Origin of the sequence: Streptomyces sp. NPDC090798 (assembly GCF_044768965.1) — a bacterium.
In the GTDB taxonomy this organism is placed as follows: Bacteria; Actinomycetota; Actinomycetes; order Streptomycetales; family Streptomycetaceae; genus Streptomyces.
The window spans coordinates 135,687-150,672 of sequence record NZ_JBIVXA010000009.1 but is presented as its reverse complement, the minus strand read 5'-3'; the positions used below and the strand labels follow the sequence as shown (position 1 = coordinate 150,672).

The window sequence follows — 14,986 nt, the reverse complement described above, 5'->3', positions numbered from 1 at the left end:
CCCTCACGCTCGGGGGGCCTGTGACCTGCCCCCGCCAGACTGCTCACTCGCCACGCTAGGGGCCCGCGGACCGGGATCCGTGGTACCCGGGAGCTCAATGAGGTGCGGCCCGTAGTACCGAGGTACCACGGGCCACGCGTGGGGGGGATGACGTCACCTCCCGCATACTCCCTGGTGGTTACGGAGGTCGCGGGCCCTCCCCTACAGTCGCCCGCGTGACTGATCTCGCCTACCTCGCCGCCGTCCGGGAGTCGTACGACAGGGTCGCCGCCGACTACGCCGAACAGGTCAAGACCCCGGCGCAGCTGGATCCGCTGTCGCGCTCCATGCTCGTCGCGTTCGCCGAGATGGTGCGGACGGCCGACGCCGGCGCCCTCGCGGACCTGGGATGCGGGCCCGGCCGGGTGACGGCCTACCTCGCCGAGCTGGGGGTGTCCACATTCGGCATCGACCTCTCGCCCGCGATGGTCGAGCTGGCCCGTCGGGCCAACCCGGGTCTGCGCTTCACCGTCGGGTCGATGACCGAGCTGCCCCTCGAGGACGACGAGCTCGGCGGCATCCTCGCCTACTACTCCGTCCACCACACTCCACCGGAGTTGTTGCCGGTCGTGTTCGCCGAGTTCCGTCGCACGCTCGCACCCGGCGGCCGTCTGATGGTCGCCGGCTATGTGGGAGCCGGGGAACATCTGCGTCCGACGCAGGCGTACGGCGGCCATCCGGTGTCCTTCGAGTCCTACCTGTTGCCGCCGGACCAGGTGGCCGAGCTGCTGGAGCAGGCCGGGCTCGTCGTCACCGCGCGGCTGGTGCAGGAGCCCGGCGAAGGAGCCAGGAGGACGGTCGCCACGTTCCTCGCCCGAAAGCCGGAACGGTCATGAGGCCGGATGCCGCCAACGTCACGGGGCAACACGCCCAGCTCTTCAGCCACTGGCCCTTCAGCCATTGACCCTTCCACCGTTAGCCCTTCGGCCGTTAGCCCGTCAGCCGTTAGCCCTTCAGCCGTTCGCGCAGTTCCTCGAGATCGGTGAGGAACCAGGTCTGCCGCCCCCGGTTGCACTCCCGGACGAAGTCCCGCAGCGCCGAACTGGCCTCCGTGTGACGGGAGATGTCTCCGAGGACGACGAGTGCCATCCGGTAGTTGGCGAACTTCTGGACGATGCCACCGGCCACCCGGGTACGCAGCTGAAAGAACGCCTCGTCGAACCGCTCGGCGGGAATGACCACCCACTGCGCGCCCTGGTAGCCGGCGTTGCCGATGAGATCCAGGACGTCGCCCTCACCTCCGATGACCTCGCCCTCGGCGGCACACATCATCACGGGCACGTCATGGATCGTCTGCAGGGTGCTCATGAAGATCGAGGCTAGGCGTGAACGCTCCCTGCGGGCTACGCGTTTCCCGGCTACGCGTCCCGGCGTGCGAATATCGCGCCGCCCACCAGCAGCACGCCCAGCGCGTACGCCGCCAGAACCCCCAGCCCCGGCCAGGGGCCGATCGGCAGGCGGGCGAGGTCCTTGGTCGCGCGGATGGCGAGGCCCGCCGGTATGGGGGCCCAGCGTTCGAGGCGGTCCTTCCAGGTGGGTGAGCCGAGGAGGTCGGACATGAGCGGGGCCACGTAGAGGATTCCCAGGCCCGTGGTGATCGCCGCCGCGCTGTCGCGGAGCAGCACCGCCAGCCCCAGGCCCAGGAAGGCTATGAGGATCAGGAAAAGGGTGGAGCCGAGGGCGGCGCGGAGGGTGGGGGTGTCGGTGAGGGAGAGGAGCGGGTAGCCCGCCTCGGGGGTGAAGCCGTTGGCCGGGAGGATCCAGCGGGCCGTGGCGAGGGACGCGAGGATCGCGGTGCCGGCCGCGATGCCCGTCGCCGCGGCCATCACCGCCGCCTTCGACACCAGGACCGTCGCCCGGCGCGGGATCGCCGTCAGCGTCGTCCGTACCGTGCCCGTGCCGTACTCCGCCCCCATCGACAGGGCGCCCAGGACGAGGACGGTCGCCTGGCCGAGCCACAGACCCGTCAGGGCGAGCTTCACCGTGTCCTCGTGGCAGGCCGCGGCGCTCGCGCACTCCCGGGTGCTGACCGAGGACACCGCGGCCGTGCCCACGGCGAAGGTCAGGGCCACCGTCGCGGCCAGCAGCAGCCAACTGCTCGGCAGCGTGCGGAGTTTGGTCCACTCGGCGTGAAGCGCGCGGAGTGCGGGCTGTGTGCGGAGTGCGGCCTGTGTGCGGAGTGCGGGATGGGCACCGTGTGAGGGCCCTGCGGGGTGGGCGCGGAGTACCGGCCGCGCGCGCCTCATACGTCCCTCCTGCGCAGGCGCCAGGCCGCGAGGGCGAGCGCCACGGCCACGTACGCACACAGGACGGCGAAGCCGTTCCACGGGGCCATGGGGTAACAGCCGCTCTCCGGGAGGCAGTTGTGCTGCACCTGCGGGTAGTACGTCACGCCCTGCTGGACCGCGAAGGCCGCCGCCGGAGTCACGCGCAGCAGCGAGGTCGCGATCGGGAGCGGGAGGGCGAAGGCAAGGATCTACGGGAGGACCACTAGGACCACGACGGCCGTGATCGCGCCCGCGCTGTTGCGGAGTATCGCTCCCAGGGCGAGGGCGAGGACCGCCACCAGGGACAGCAGTGCCGCGCTGCCCACCACCGCCCGCAGGGCGGGTGGGTCGAGGAGTGACAGGTCGGGGTAGGCGGGTGGCGCGAAGCCGTGGGAACGCATCGTGCGTTGGGCCAGGGAGAAGGCGATCGCCGTGGCAGGCAGGCTGACGGCGAAGGTGATGCCCCCGATCACCAGGGCCTTCGCGGTGAGGACCCGCACCCGGCGCGGAGTCGCCGTGAACGTCGTACGGATCAGGCCGCGCTTGTACTCGGTCGTGATGAACAGGGCTCCCAGGGCGACCATGAAGAGGATGGCCACGAAGACGCCCTGGAAGCTCATCTGGACGCTGTCGGCGCCGGTCTCGTCGGGGGCGATGTCGCCCTGGCCGGTCAGAGCGTAGACACCGGCCGCGGAGACGGTGGTGGTGCCCGGCTCGGCGCGGGCGGGGCCGGATTGCGGGGTGTCCGGGTCGTTCGGATCGGGGGCGCCCACGTCCGTGCTCGTCCAGGTGGCCGAGCCGGTCGCGGTGGCGCCGCTCAGGGCCAGGTGGTCGAAGGTCGCCCCGGCGGTCGCGCCGCCGGCCGTCTCCGACGTGCTGCCGAACGGCGCGCGGCGGTGGCTTTCTGGTCGAGGCACGGCTGCCGGTGCGGGCGGAGGCTCTCGTATGACGACCGCCGTAGAGGCCTTGGAAGCCGAGGGAGGGGCCCCGGCCGTGCGGATCGTGGTGGCCGACGACCACGAGGTGGTGCGCGCCGGGTATGCCGGACTGCTCGCCACCCAGGCGGACTTCACCGTCGTCGGCACGGCGTGCGACGGCGCCGAGGCGGTGCGCGTCTGCCGGGAGCGGCGTCCCGACGTGGTCCTCATGGACGTACGGATGCCGGTGATGGACGGGATCCAGGCCACCGCCGAGCTGATGGGGCACGAGGCCGGGGATGCGCCGCGCGTGCTCATCCTCACCACCTTCGATCTGGACGAGCATGTGTATGACGCGCTCGCGGCCGGGGCGAGCGGGTTCCTGCTGAAGGACGTGACGGCGGAGCGGCTGTTCGAGGCGGTACGGGTGGTGGCCGCCGGGGAGGCGCTGCTCGCGCCCGTCATCACCCGGCGGCTGATCGCGGAGTTCGCCCGGCTCAAACCCAGGGCGCCGACGGGGACGGCGCTCGGCGTGCTCACCCCGCGCGAAACGGAGGTGTTGCGGCTGCTGGCGGAAGGGCTGTCCAACCCGGAGATCGCCGCGCGGCTTCAGGTGGGCGAGGAGACCGTGAAGACCCATGTCAGCCGGGTGCTGTCCAAGCTGGGGCTGCGCGACCGTACGCAGGCGGTCGTGACGGCGTACGAAACGGGGCTGGTCGTGCCGCGTGCGGCGGCTCCGGAGGGGTTCGGACGGCAGGATCCGCGGAGGGAGGGCGTGCGCGGGATGAGACCGAGTGGGGAGGGGCTGCGTGGACCGGGGTCGCGGGGTTAGTCAGGCGGGGCTGGGGGCCGGTGTGCGGCGGCGTGGGATCGGCAGAACGCAGCAGGCCGACACGATCGCCAGGACCGCGCCGACCGCGATCGCCCCGAGACGGGTGGGCAGCAGGACCTGCGCGTCCTGGCCGAAGTAGCCGAGGAGGAGGGAGAGGGCGCTGGTCATGCCGGCAGCCCAGTAGGCGTAGTTCAGCGGACGCAGGCACAGGGCGACGGCCAGTACGGCGAAGATCAGGACGACGGAGGTCCGGCCCGTGATGCCGGGGGTGGCCACCGCGGTGGCGAGCAGTGTGCCGGCGCAGGCGCCGACCAGGCGCTGCACTCCCTTGCGTATGACGTCGTCGCGGCCACGGTTGCCACTCGCGACCACGTACACGGTCAGCACCATCCACGGCCAGTGGTGGTCGAAGAGGAGTCGTCCGAGGGTGAAGGCCGCGGCGACGGCGGCGGCCATCTGCCACGCCATGCGGGTGCTGGGGACGGGGCGCAGTCGGGAAGCTCGTCGGGGGCGGTGCGGCTCCGGGTCGGGCTGCCAGGGGCCGAGGCGGTCGGCGGACATCTGGACCAGCCAGACGCAGCCGCATGCCAGCAGCCCGATCACCGCCGACCAGCCCCAGCTCACCAGCGCGCTCTGGGCCCTGGACGGCAGCGCGGGGCCGGGGACGACGAGCAGGGCGACCAGCGGCAACGTCATCAGCGTGCCCGCCTTCGTCGCGGCCGGGCCGAAGCGGCGGATCCAGATGGGCAAGGAGATGGCGAGGGTGAACACCGCGGCGCCGAGTGCGTAGTGGTCGGCGATCAGGTGGCCGAGCAGGGTCGCCGCACCGGCCAGGGCGGGCAGCAGGACACAGGCCATGAGGCGACGGCGGGCGTCGGCGGTCCGCTGGGCGCGGGCCAGGGTGAGGGTCAGCGCGACCGCGAGGACGAGGACGTCCGTGTGCAGTGCGGCGGCGTTCTCCAACCACAGGGCGAGGAAGTAGGAGAGCAGCACAGCCGTCATGGTCAGCGCCGCTTCGTAAGCGTTGCGTATGTGTTTGACCGGCATGGTGCCGATGCTAGGGGGATTGGGGCTGTGGAGAAGTAAGGTTTCACTTACGATATGAAGGTGGATCACCTTTCCTACGCCGCCCAGATCCGACGTGGTGTCGTCCGGCTCAATCGGCGGCTGCGGCAGGAGCGGGGCGAGGGCAGCCTCAGTCCGAATCAGCTGGGGGTGCTGGGGCACTTGCGTCGGCGTGGGGCGGCGACACCCGGCGAGGTCGCGGCGGCCGAGCGGCAGCGGCCCCAGTCGTTGACCCGGGTCTTCGCCGAGCTGGAGGCGGACGGGCTGATCGCGCGGACGGCCGACAGCGCGGACCGGCGCCAGTCCGTGCTGACACTCACCAGGGAGGGGCTGCGGGCGCTGGAGCGGGACATGGCCGAGCGGGATGCCTGGCTGGCGGCGGCGCTCGGCACGTTGAACGAGACCGAGCGCGAGGTGTTGCGGCTGGCGGGAACACTGATGGACCGCCTTGCGGATACCGAGCCTCAGGAGCCTTCGGCCGGGACCGCTGCGCTTCAGGAGCCTTCGTCCGGAACGGCCGAGCTTCAGGAGCCTTCGCCTTAGAGGCCTTCGTCCCGGCGGACCCCGTCTCAGGAGGCTCGGTCTGAAGAGGCTCGGTCTCAGGAGGCTTCGTTTCAGAAGCCGCTGCCGAAGTCTCCTCCGCCGCCGAAGTCGCCGCCACCGCCGTCCCCGAAGCCGCCGCTGAAGTCGCCGGGGTCGAAGTCGGAGCCGGATACGTCGCCGCCGCCGTAGCCGCCGAAGTCTCCGTAACCGGAGCCGTAGTCGGAAGCGTAGGAGGGGGTGGCCATCACGCTGCCGAGCAGGGTGCCGACGAGGAGGCCGGGGAGGAGGCCGCCGCCGAAGTAGCCGCCCGCCCAGGGGCCGTAGGCCGGGCCGGCATCCCAGTACGGGCGGCGGCCGTAGTCGGTGTCGACCTCCCGGACCGCCGGGGCGCGGCCGTCCGCCAGACGGGCCTGGTCCGCCGCGCAGACCGGGACCTCGCGGGGAGCGCCGCCTGCCGGGGTCCAGGTCGCGTCGGCGACCGACGGGCCGTGTCGCGGGTCGAAGAAGCAAGGGGCGCGGCGTTCTGGCAGGGGCTTGCCCTCGCGACGGGAGGACAGCAGCGCGAGGGAGAAGCGGCCGTCCTCCAGGGACTGGGTGACGGCGCGTACGTCCTCCGGGCGGCGGGCCGCTGCCATGGACGACTTCGCCTGTTCGTAGGCGTCGAGCGCGCGTTCGTAGTCGGCGCGCATCGCGTCGTCGGCGCCGGCCTCGGCGGGGTGGAAGTCGAGCCGGTCGAGTTCCTCGCCGAACGCGGTGATGTCCTCGTCGACGACCACGCGGAGTTTGTCCAGTGCTTCCCGCTGTTCCTGCTCTTTGCGGCGGCGGTTGCGGCGTACGAGGGTGTAGGCGCCCGCGCCGCCGGCCACGACTACCGCGGCCACCGCGATGAGGGCGCTGGTGGAGACGCCGTGTCCGTCGGTCGAGCCCCAGCTCTTGGGGGCCGAGCCGTTGATGTTGGCCAGGGCGCGGTCCGTGAAGTTGTTCAGCTGGGTCTTCGCCGGTTCGCCCTGGACGCTGGTGACGAGGTTCTGGACGGCGGTGCGGGGCATGACCGCGGTGTCGGCGCGGGCGTCGAAGCGGGTGCCCAGTCTGATGGCGTACAGGCCTGTGATGCCGGTGTCGGTGCGGAGGTTCTGGAAGAGGTTCTGGGTGGGGAAGTCCGCGGGGAGGACGGCCACGAAGACGGGCTTGTTCGCGTTCTTGATCTTCTTGGCCAGGGTGTCGGCGTCTGCCTTGGAGAGCAGTGCGGAGGCTGCTGGGTCCACGTAGACGGGGCTCTTGCGGAGGGCTGCCGCCACTGATCCCACGTCTGTGGCCGCGTGGGCGGGGGGTGTGGTGAGGGTGAGTGTGAGTGCCGTGAGGGCGGCGAGTGTCAGCGCGATCAGCAGTCCGGGGAGTCCTCGGATCAGTGCGGCCTTCATATCTCCGAAGCTACCTGAACGTGCGCAAAACTGGGCATTGGGGGTGATGGGGGTGGGGTGGCCCGAGGGGTTTCTCGCCCCCGCCGCCCCTACCCATTCCCATCCCCAGGGGCTCCGCCCCTTCAACCCCGCCAGGGGCTACGCCCCCGGACCCCCAAACCCCCACAGCCCCCTGCGGCTCCCCGTCGCCCGAAGGGCTCGTCCTCAAACGCCGGACGGGCTGGCGATGCGCACAGCGCCCCTTCAGCGGCACGGGAAACTGCGCGACCAGCCCCCGGCCGCCCGCAGCCGAGCGACTCGGGACGGGCGGGGAATGGGGCCAAGCCCCACCCAAGGGGCGCGAGGAACTGCGCGACCAGCCCCCACCCACCCACAGCCGAGCGACTCGGGACGGGCGGGGAATGGGGCCAAGCCCCGCCCGAGGGGCGCGGGAACTGGGTGAGCTGTCCTACGCCGTTCGCGGCCGGATGGCTGCCGGAGTCCGGGGCGGAGCCCGGGGATGGGGCGGCGGGGGCGGGAGAACTTGGCCCGCCCCCGCCGCATATCAGCCTCTCGGCGTCACCTGGCTCGGTATGCCTCCAGGAGTTTCGTCAGTGCCTGGGTGTAGTGGGCGGTCAGGAGTAGGTGGTCGGCATCTGCGAAGGGTTTGGCGAGTGCGGGGGTGATGGTCGAGCCGGTGCTCTGCTGGACCAGGAGGCGGCCCTTGGTGACCGCGGCGCGGCCCAGTCGCGCCGAGCCGATTCGGTCAGCCGTCCGGGCGACGAGGGTGAGGGCCTCGAGCGTGGCCGCGCCGCCCTCGGGAACCTTCGTGAGTGTTGTCAGGCCCCAGCCGTAGGGGAACTGGGGATCGTAGGACGCGTCGCCGACGTTGATCGGGAGTTGGGCCTCCGACTTGGGCCAGGTGACGGGGAGCTGGCCGGTGAAGGCGCGCTTGCCGTACAGCACGTCCGCCACGCCGTCGCCCTCCGTGCCGGGCAGCCACGAGGCCACCAGGGCGTCGATCTCACCCAGGCGGTCGCCGATGAGCTGCGGGCGGCCCGAGACGATCAGGACCGCACACTTCATGGCGGCGCACACCTTGTCCACGGCGGCCTGGTCGGCGGGGGTGAGAGTGAGGTCGTTGCCGTTGCCCACATCGCCGACGCCCTCCGCGTAGGGAGTCTCGCCCACGACGACCACACCCACGTCGTAGCCGGACGTCGGCGCCGAGGCGTCCTTCGAGTAGGTGACGTCACCGCCGGCATCGCGCATGCCCTGCAGGATCGTCGTACCGTCCGTGTGCTTCCCGGACGCGCCCTGCCAGGTGATCGTCCAGCCGCCGGTCTGGTTGCCCAGGTCGTCAGCGTTCGAACCGGCCACGTACACCTTCTGGGACTTCTTCAGGGGCAGTACGCCGGCCGTGTTCTTCAGGAGGACCTGGGACTTGGCCGCCGCCTCGCGGGCCACCGCCCGGTGCGCGGTCGAACCGATCCGCGACGCGCCGCTCGTGTCGGCGTACGGCTTCTCGAAGAGGCCGAGCTTGAACTTCTGCGTCAGGATGCGCGACACGGCGTCGTCGATCCGCTTCGCGCTGACACGGCCCGCGGTGGCCTCGTCGATGAGCGTCGTACGGAAGTCCTTGTACGAGTACGGCACCATCATCATGTCGACGCCCGCGTTGACCGAGGTGCGGACGTGGGAGGCGTAGTCGCCGGGGAGCTGGTCGATGGCGTTCCAGTCACTGATCACGAAGCCGTCGAAGCCCATCCGGCCCTTGAGCACGCCGTTGATCATGTCCGCGCGGGCGTGCATCTTCACCGGGCCCTGGCCGTCGCCCAGGATGTCGAGCGAGGAGTACGAGGGCATGACCGAGCCGATGCCGCGGTCGACCGCCGTCTGGTACGGGGCCAGGTGCACGGCCTCCAGCTGCTGCCGGGTGACCTTCGTGACGCCTTGGTCGATGGTGTAGGAGCCGGTCGTGGAGGAGCCGTACTCCGTGCCGCCGTCGCCCACGAAGTGCTTCGCGGTCGCCAGCACCTTGTCGTCGTCCTTCAGGTCCTTGCCGTCGCGGGCGCCCTGGAGGCCCTGGATGACCGTCTCCATGGACTTCACGAGGGCCGGGTCCTCACCGAAGGACTCGTACGAGCGGCCCCAGCGTTCGTCGCGGGTCACGCACAGGCAGGGGGCGAAGTCCCACGGGATGCCGGTGGCGCGGACCTCGGCGGCCGTCACCGCGCCCGCCTTCTCCGCCAGGCCCGGGTCACGGGTCGCGCCGATGCCGATGTTGTGCGGCATGATCGTCGCGCCGGTGAGGTTGTTGTGGCCGTGCACCGCGTCCACGCCGTAGATCAGCGGGATCTGGAACCGCGTGGCCTGCGCCCGGAGTTGGTAGCCGTCGATCATCTTCGCCCAGGCCGCGGGGGTGTTGGGCGTCGGCGTGGAGCCGCCGCCGGAGAGCAGCGACCCCAGGTCGTACGAGGCGATGTCGCCGCCCGCGCCGATCGCGCCGCGCTCGGCCTGGGTCATCTGCCCGGCCTTCTCCTCCAGGGACATGCGGGACACGAGGTCGGCGACGCGCTTCTTCACGGGCAGTTTCGGGTCCAGGTACGGCAGGCCGTGGGCGTCGATGACCACCTGCGGGGTCTCGGCGGGGGCCTTCGCGCCGGTGACCGTGAGCTTCAGGGGAATCGTCTCGGCGGGTTCGGCTGACTTGTCGCGCAGCGTCGGAACCTGGATGGTGCGGGTGGCGCCGGAGGCCGTGCCCGCCGGGAAGGTGATCTCGCCCTTGACCGGTGTGTAGTCCTTGCCGGACTCGGCGGTGCCGCCCGCGCTCTCGTACGCGACCGTCACGGGTTCGTCGATCGGGGCGGACCCGGTGGTGGCGACGGAGAGCTTCACCGACGCCGTCCCGCCCTCCTTCACCGGGTAAACGGCCGAGTCGGCGCTCACGGAGGCGCGCAGGGACTGGTCGGCCTTGCCGTACAACTCGACGTCGTCCATGGCGAACCGGCCCTTGACGCCGACCGGGAGCGTGAGGGCGTACCCCCACATCTGGGTGAGGCCGAGGACCTGGTCGATGCCGCCGACGGGCTGGTAGTCCGTGCGGTAGGTGAAGTCGGTGAAGGGGATCTCGATCTGTTTCCAGCCGGTGAAGTCGTCGGTGAAGGACGTCGTCCACAGCTCAGAGGCCTCGCCGTTGGCGCCGCCGTCCTTGATCTCGAAGGCGATCTTCTTGGCGTTGTTCTGGCCGTCCCACCAGAAGCGGACGCCCTTGTGGGCCGACCAGTCGTGGGCCGGCTGGTCGAAGGCGAAGTCGTGGGTGAAGCCGCCGTAGCCGCTGATGTCGTAGGTGCCGGTGAGGACCTTGGTGCCCTCGGGGGCGTCGGTGCGGGTGGTCAGAGCGAGCGCGGGCGGGTCGTCGGCGTCGCCGCCCCAGGTGAACAGGCCCCCGGCGGGGGGATTGGCGAAGGGGACCTCGCCCTCGAAGCGGTCGACGGGGACGGGGGCCGGTTCGTCGGCCGTGGCCGCTCCGGCCGACAGGAGCGGCAGCAGCCCCGTGAGCAAAGCGGCGGAGGCGAGCAGGGCGGTTCTTCGCATGGACCTTCCCTCGACTCTACGTAGTCCTGTAATACCTGGTGATCCCTGGTGATCCCTGACTGAATGCCTGACTGAATGCGTGACGGCGTCTCTTCTGGTTGCTCTCTTACGACTTAGATCACGGCGTGAGTTAACTGGCGTCCCGGGAGGCCGTCAAGACTTCACGTCAGAACCGGTACACGGGCAATGCGCGGCCGGATCAGGGCAGTTGTTCTTTCACGCCCTGAACGCGAGACCCCTTGACGTGGACCCGAAGCCGTCATTTACTCACGGCTCGCACGCCCCCTCCCCCACACCCAGAAGGGCGACGCGTCATGAGGAGATCCACTCGGGCGGTCCGTTTGCTTCTTGCCGGACTGCTCACCACCGCCGGACTGACCGCCGTCACGGCGGCGCCCGCGCACGCCGCGGGCGAACCCGTCACGGCCTGGCTGACCACGACGGACGACGACGGCGGACGCCATGTCGTCCGCGGGCTGCAGGCCCAGACGCCGTTCGCCTTCCAGGCCGGTACTGGTGGCAGCGGCGAGAACATCACCGTCGACGAGAACACCCGCTATCAGACCTTCACGGGCGGCGGCGCGTCCTTCACCGACACCGCGGCCTGGCTGATGAACAGCAGCGGGGCGCTGTCGGGGGCCACGCGGGACGCGACGATGCGCAAGCTGTTCTCGCCGACGGAGGGCATCGGGCTCTCGTTCCTGCGAAATCCGATGGGCGCGTCCGATCTCGCCCGGTACGGGTACACGTACGACGACGTGCCGGCCGGGCAGAGCGACCCGTCCCTCTCGTCGTTCTCGATCGCGCACGATCTGGCCGACGTGGTGCCGCTGACCAAGCAGGCGCTCCAGCTGAACCCCTCGCTCACCGTGATGGCCTCGCCGTGGACGGCGCCCGCCTGGATGAAGGACAGCGGGCAGCTCAACGGGGGCTGGCTGAAGTCGGAGGACTACGGGGCGTACGCCTCGTACTTCGTCAAGTACCTCCAGGCGTACCGGGACCAGGGGGTGCCGGTCTCCTACGTCACCGCGCAGAACGAGCCGACGTGCTGCTCGGGGTACCCGTCGATGAGCTGGAACGCGTCGGGGCTCGCGTACTTCACGAAGAGTGAGCTGCTGCCGAAGCTGCAGGCCGCGGGGCTGTCCACGAAGGTGCTGGCGCACGACTGGAACTGGGACGTGTACGACTCGTACGCCGCCCAGACCGTCGACGACGCGGCCGTGCGCGCGCATCCGAACTTCGGGGGGATCGCCTGGCACGGGTACGGCGGGGACGTGGGCAAGCAGACGAGCGTGCACAACCAGTACCCGGGGGTCGACGCCTTCGGGACCGAGCACTCCGGTGGCACCTGGATCGCCAACCAGCAGCGCGAGGACATGCTGAACATCGTCGACTACACGCGGAACTGGGCGAAGTCGGTGACGAAGTGGTCGCTGGCCGTCGATCAGAACCGGGGGCCGCACAACGGGGGGTGCGGGACGTGTTCCGGGCTGATCACCGTCCACAACGGGGACGGGGCGAGTGGGCAGGTCGACTACACGATCGAGTACTACACGATGGGGCAGCTGACGAAGTTCGTGCGGCCGGGGGCGCAGCGGGTGGCCTCTACGGCGAGTACGTCCGTGCCGAACGTGGCGTGGCGCAATCCTGACGGTTCCAAGGCGCTGATCGCCTACAACGACTCCTCGTCCGCGAAGACCGTGACCATCAACTGGGGCTCGCAGCACGCGACGTACTCGCTGCCGGGGAAGACGTCCGCGACGTTCACCTGGGCTGGGGAGCAGGCCGGTGGGGGTGGACAGACGGGGACGTTCGTGGGGCTCGCCGGCAAGTGCCTTGATGTGGCCGGGGGGTCGTCGGCGAACGGTACGGCGGTTCAGCTGTACGACTGCAATGGCTCGAACGCCCAGCGGTGGACGGTGGCGGGGGACGGGTCCGTCCAGGCGCTGGGCAAGTGCCTCGATGTCACGTCGGCGTCCACGGCTGATGGGGCCAAGGTTCAGCTCTACGACTGCAATGGGAGTGGGGCGCAGCGGTGGTCGTACAACGGGTCGACGGGTGACGTGGTCAATTCGGCGGCGGGGAAGTGTCTGGACGTGACGGACAACTCGGCGGTGAATGGGGCTCGGGCGCAGATCTGGTCCTGCACGGGGGCTGCCAATCAGAAGTGGGCGCTGCGCTGACGGGGCTTGCCCTCTTTTCTCGCCCCCGCCGCCCCTACCCGTCCCATCCCCAGGGGCTCCGCCCCTTCAACCCCACCAGGGGCTACGCCCCCGAACCCCCGCGGGGATCCACCCCTGCACCCCACCAGGGGCTACGCCCCCGAACCCCCGCGGGGATCCACCCCTGCACCCCACCAGGGGCTACGCCCCCGAACCCCCGCGGGGCTCCGCCCCTGCACCCCACCGGGGGCTGCCGCCCCCTGAACCCCCCGCGGGGATCCGCCCCCGAAACCCCCGCGGGGATCCGCCCCCGAACCCCCCGCGGGGATCCGCCCCTGGACCCCGCCGGGGCTGCGCCCGTGAACCCGCATCGGCCTGAACGGCCTCGTCCTCAAACGCCGGACGGGCTGGGGGATGCGGGGCGCAGCCCTCGCCCGGGGGGGGCCTGGGGGCGGAGCCCCCGGGCTGGTCCCCCGGGCGGGGTCGGCTACTGCGCCGGCTCTACGCCCGCGCGCAGCAAGCCGTACGTGTACGCATCCTCCAGCGCCTGCCAGGACGCCGCGATCACGTTCTCCGCGACGCCCACCGTGGACCACTCCCCCGCACCGTCGGACGTGGAGATGAGGACGCGGGTGGTGGACTGGGTGCCGTGCTTGCCTTCGAGGATGCGGACCTTGTAGTCCACGAGTTCCAGCTTGGCGAGCTGGGGGTAGATCTTTTCGAGGGCGACCCGCAGGGCACGGTCGAGCGCGTTCACCGGACCGTTGCCCTCCGCCGTGGCGACGATGCGCTCGCCCTTGGCGAAGAGTTTGACGGTGGCTTCGTTGGCGTGGGTGCCGTCGGGGCGGTCCTCGACGATCGCGCGCCAGGACTCGACCTGGAAGTACGTACGGGCCCGCCCCTCCGCCTCCTCGCGGAGCAGGAGTTCGAAGGAGGCGTCCGCCGCCTCGTACGTGTAGCCCTTGAGCTCGCGCTCCTTGACGCGTTCCACGACGCGGCCCACCAGCTCGCGGTCGCCGCCGAGGTCGATGCCGAGTTCCTTGCCCTTGAGCTCGATGGACGCGCGGCCCGCCATGTCGGAGACCAGCATCCGCATGGTGTTGCCGACCTGCTCGGGGTCGATGTGCTGGTAGAGGTCCGGGTCGACCTTGATCGCGGAAGCGTGCAGGCCCGCCTTGTGGGCGAAGGCCGAGACGCCGACGTACGGCTGATGCGTGGAGGGGGTGAGGTTGACGACCTCGGCGATCGCGTGCGAGATGCGGGTCATCTCGCGCAGGGCGCCGTCAGGGAGGACCTTCTTGCCGTACTTCAGTTCCAGGGCGGCCACGACCGGGAAGAGGTTCGAGTTGCCGACCCGTTCGCCGTAGCCGTTCGCGGTGCACTGGACATGGGTCGCGCCCGCGTCGACGGCGGCCAGGGTGTTGGCGACCGCGCAACCCGTGTCGTCCTGGGCGTGCATGCCGAGCCGGGCGCCGGTGTCGGCGAGGACCGTGGCGACGACCGCCTGGACCTGGGCGGGGAGCATGCCGCCGTTGGTGTCGCAGAGGATGACGACGTCGGCGCCCGCCTCCCAGGCCGCGCGGACGACCGCCTTCGCGTACTCGGGGTTCGCTCGGTAGCCGTCGAAGAAGTGCTCGCAGTCGACGAAGACCCGGCGGCCTTGCGAGCACAGGTGGGAAACCGTGTCGCGCACCATCTCCAGGTTTTCGTCGAGGGTGGTGCGCAGTGCGAGTTCGACATGGCGGTCGTGGGACTTGGCGACCAGGGTGATCACCTGGGCACCGGAGTCGAGAAGGGCCTTGACCTGCGGGTCCTCGCTCGCCTTGCCGCCCGCGCGGCGGGTGGCGCCGAACGCGACCAGCTGGGCGTGCTTGAAGTCGATCTCCTGCTGGGCGCGGGCGAAGAACTCGGTGTCGCGCGGGTTGGCGCCGGGCCAGCCGCCCTCGATGAAGCCCACCCCGAAGTCGTCCAGGTGCCGTGCGATGGCCAGCTTGTCCGCCACGGTGAGGTTGATGCCCTCACGCTGCGCGCCGTCGCGCAGGGTCGTGTCGAAGACGTGGAACGAATCGTCGAGCTCGCTGGTTTCGGTCATGGTGTTCGGCTCCTGATGTCGGATCTCGGTCTGTACCGGAATGACCGGCTCCACCGTCCTCCAATGATCCCT

General features: G+C 70.7%; 12 protein-coding genes. 4 read left to right on the top strand and 8 right to left on the bottom strand.

Translation table 11 applies throughout. The features are described 5' to 3' along the window. The first annotated feature begins 215 nt into the window (after positions 1 to 215). A complete protein-coding gene (locus ACIQTP_RS21115) occupies positions 216 to 875 on the top strand; it encodes a class I SAM-dependent methyltransferase (protein WP_403401757.1) in 660 nt (219 codons plus the stop codon). A gap of 109 nt (positions 876 to 984) precedes the next feature. Here ACIQTP_RS21115 and ACIQTP_RS21110 read toward each other — a convergent pair whose 3' ends face one another. From ACIQTP_RS21110 to ACIQTP_RS21095, 4 genes are read right to left on the bottom strand one after another with little or no spacing between them, the layout of a single operon-like run. Beyond that, positions 985 to 1,347: a DUF4180 domain-containing protein gene (locus tag ACIQTP_RS21110; RefSeq protein ID WP_403401755.1), complete on the bottom strand. Its 363-nt coding sequence runs from the start codon at positions 1,345 to 1,347 to the stop codon at positions 985 to 987. A gap of 50 nt (positions 1,348 to 1,397) precedes the next feature. Next, positions 1,398 to 2,285, bottom strand: a complete 888-nt coding sequence (locus ACIQTP_RS21105; protein ID WP_403401753.1) for an ABC transporter permease — start codon at positions 2,283 to 2,285, stop codon at positions 1,398 to 1,400. Further along, on the bottom strand, positions 2,282 to 2,467 hold the full coding sequence (locus tag ACIQTP_RS21100) for a hypothetical protein (RefSeq protein WP_403401751.1): 186 nt from the start codon (positions 2,465 to 2,467) through the stop codon (positions 2,282 to 2,284). The genes ACIQTP_RS21105 and ACIQTP_RS21100 overlap by 4 nt, the downstream gene beginning before the upstream one ends. A 48-nt stretch (positions 2,468 to 2,515) precedes the next feature. Beyond that, entirely contained in the window at positions 2,516 to 3,223 is a 708-nt protein-coding gene (locus tag ACIQTP_RS21095) for a hypothetical protein (RefSeq protein ID WP_403401749.1), read from the bottom strand. 28 nt (positions 3,224 to 3,251) lie between these two features. On the opposite strand from ACIQTP_RS21095, the gene ACIQTP_RS21090 reads away from it, so the two are divergent. Continuing rightward, positions 3,252 to 4,055 carry a response regulator gene (locus ACIQTP_RS21090; protein WP_403401747.1) on the top strand — a complete coding sequence of 268 codons (804 nt, stop codon included), beginning with the start codon at positions 3,252 to 3,254 and terminating at the stop codon, positions 4,053 to 4,055. Here the strand turns inward: ACIQTP_RS21090 and ACIQTP_RS21085 are convergent, their stop codons facing one another. Next, on the bottom strand, positions 4,056 to 5,102 hold the full coding sequence (locus ACIQTP_RS21085; protein WP_403401745.1) for an FUSC family protein: 1,047 nt from the start codon (positions 5,100 to 5,102) through the stop codon (positions 4,056 to 4,058). Positions 5,103 to 5,162: 60 nt separating this feature from the next. On the opposite strand from ACIQTP_RS21085, the gene ACIQTP_RS21080 reads away from it, so the two are divergent. Beyond that, positions 5,163 to 5,663: a MarR family winged helix-turn-helix transcriptional regulator gene (locus ACIQTP_RS21080; protein ID WP_403401743.1), complete on the top strand. Its 501-nt coding sequence runs from the start codon at positions 5,163 to 5,165 to the stop codon at positions 5,661 to 5,663. 71 nt (positions 5,664 to 5,734) lie between these two features. Here the strand turns inward: ACIQTP_RS21080 and ACIQTP_RS21075 are convergent, their stop codons facing one another. Both ACIQTP_RS21075 and ACIQTP_RS21070 read right to left on the bottom strand, forming a co-directional pair. Next, complete coding sequence (locus tag ACIQTP_RS21075) at positions 5,735 to 7,084, bottom strand: hypothetical protein (RefSeq protein ID WP_403401741.1); 1,350 nt, start codon at positions 7,082 to 7,084, stop codon at positions 5,735 to 5,737. 558 nt (positions 7,085 to 7,642) lie between these two features. Beyond that, on the bottom strand, positions 7,643 to 10,660 hold the full coding sequence (locus tag ACIQTP_RS21070) for a glycoside hydrolase family 3 protein (protein WP_403401739.1): 3,018 nt from the start codon (positions 10,658 to 10,660) through the stop codon (positions 7,643 to 7,645). A gap of 314 nt (positions 10,661 to 10,974) precedes the next feature. On the opposite strand from ACIQTP_RS21070, the gene ACIQTP_RS21065 reads away from it, so the two are divergent. Continuing rightward, the gene (locus tag ACIQTP_RS21065; RefSeq protein ID WP_403401738.1) at positions 10,975 to 12,843 is read left to right on the top strand and encodes a lectin; all 1,869 of its coding nucleotides are present in this window, start codon (positions 10,975 to 10,977) and stop codon (positions 12,841 to 12,843) included. Between the two features lie 466 nt (positions 12,844 to 13,309). On the opposite strand, the gene cimA is transcribed toward ACIQTP_RS21065, so the two are convergent. Then, positions 13,310 to 14,914 (bottom strand): citramalate synthase, encoded by a 1,605-nt coding sequence (gene cimA / locus ACIQTP_RS21060; protein WP_382237346.1) that lies wholly within the window; start codon positions 14,912 to 14,914, stop codon positions 13,310 to 13,312. Positions 14,915 to 14,986 lie beyond the last annotated feature (72 nt).

Bases quoted from the DNA above. Each gene is read 5' to 3' on its own strand.
- ACIQTP_RS21085 (WP_403401745.1), bottom strand. From the start codon at position 5,102: ATGCCGGTCAAACACATACGCAACGCTTACGAAGCGGCGCTGACCATG.
- ACIQTP_RS21090 (WP_403401747.1), top strand. From the start codon at position 3,252: ATGACGACCGCCGTAGAGGCCTTGGAAGCCGAGGGAGGGGCCCCGGCC.
- ACIQTP_RS21075 (WP_403401741.1), bottom strand. From the start codon at position 7,084: ATGAAGGCCGCACTGATCCGAGGACTCCCCGGACTGCTGATCGCGCTG.
- cimA (WP_382237346.1), bottom strand. From the start codon at position 14,914: ATGACCGAAACCAGCGAGCTCGACGATTCGTTCCACGTCTTCGACACG.
- ACIQTP_RS21110 (WP_403401755.1), bottom strand. From the start codon at position 1,347: ATGAGCACCCTGCAGACGATCCATGACGTGCCCGTGATGATGTGTGCC.
- ACIQTP_RS21065 (WP_403401738.1), top strand. From the start codon at position 10,975: ATGAGGAGATCCACTCGGGCGGTCCGTTTGCTTCTTGCCGGACTGCTC.
- ACIQTP_RS21105 (WP_403401753.1), bottom strand. From the start codon at position 2,285: ATGAGGCGCGCGCGGCCGGTACTCCGCGCCCACCCCGCAGGGCCCTCA.
- ACIQTP_RS21070 (WP_403401739.1), bottom strand. From the start codon at position 10,660: ATGCGAAGAACCGCCCTGCTCGCCTCCGCCGCTTTGCTCACGGGGCTG.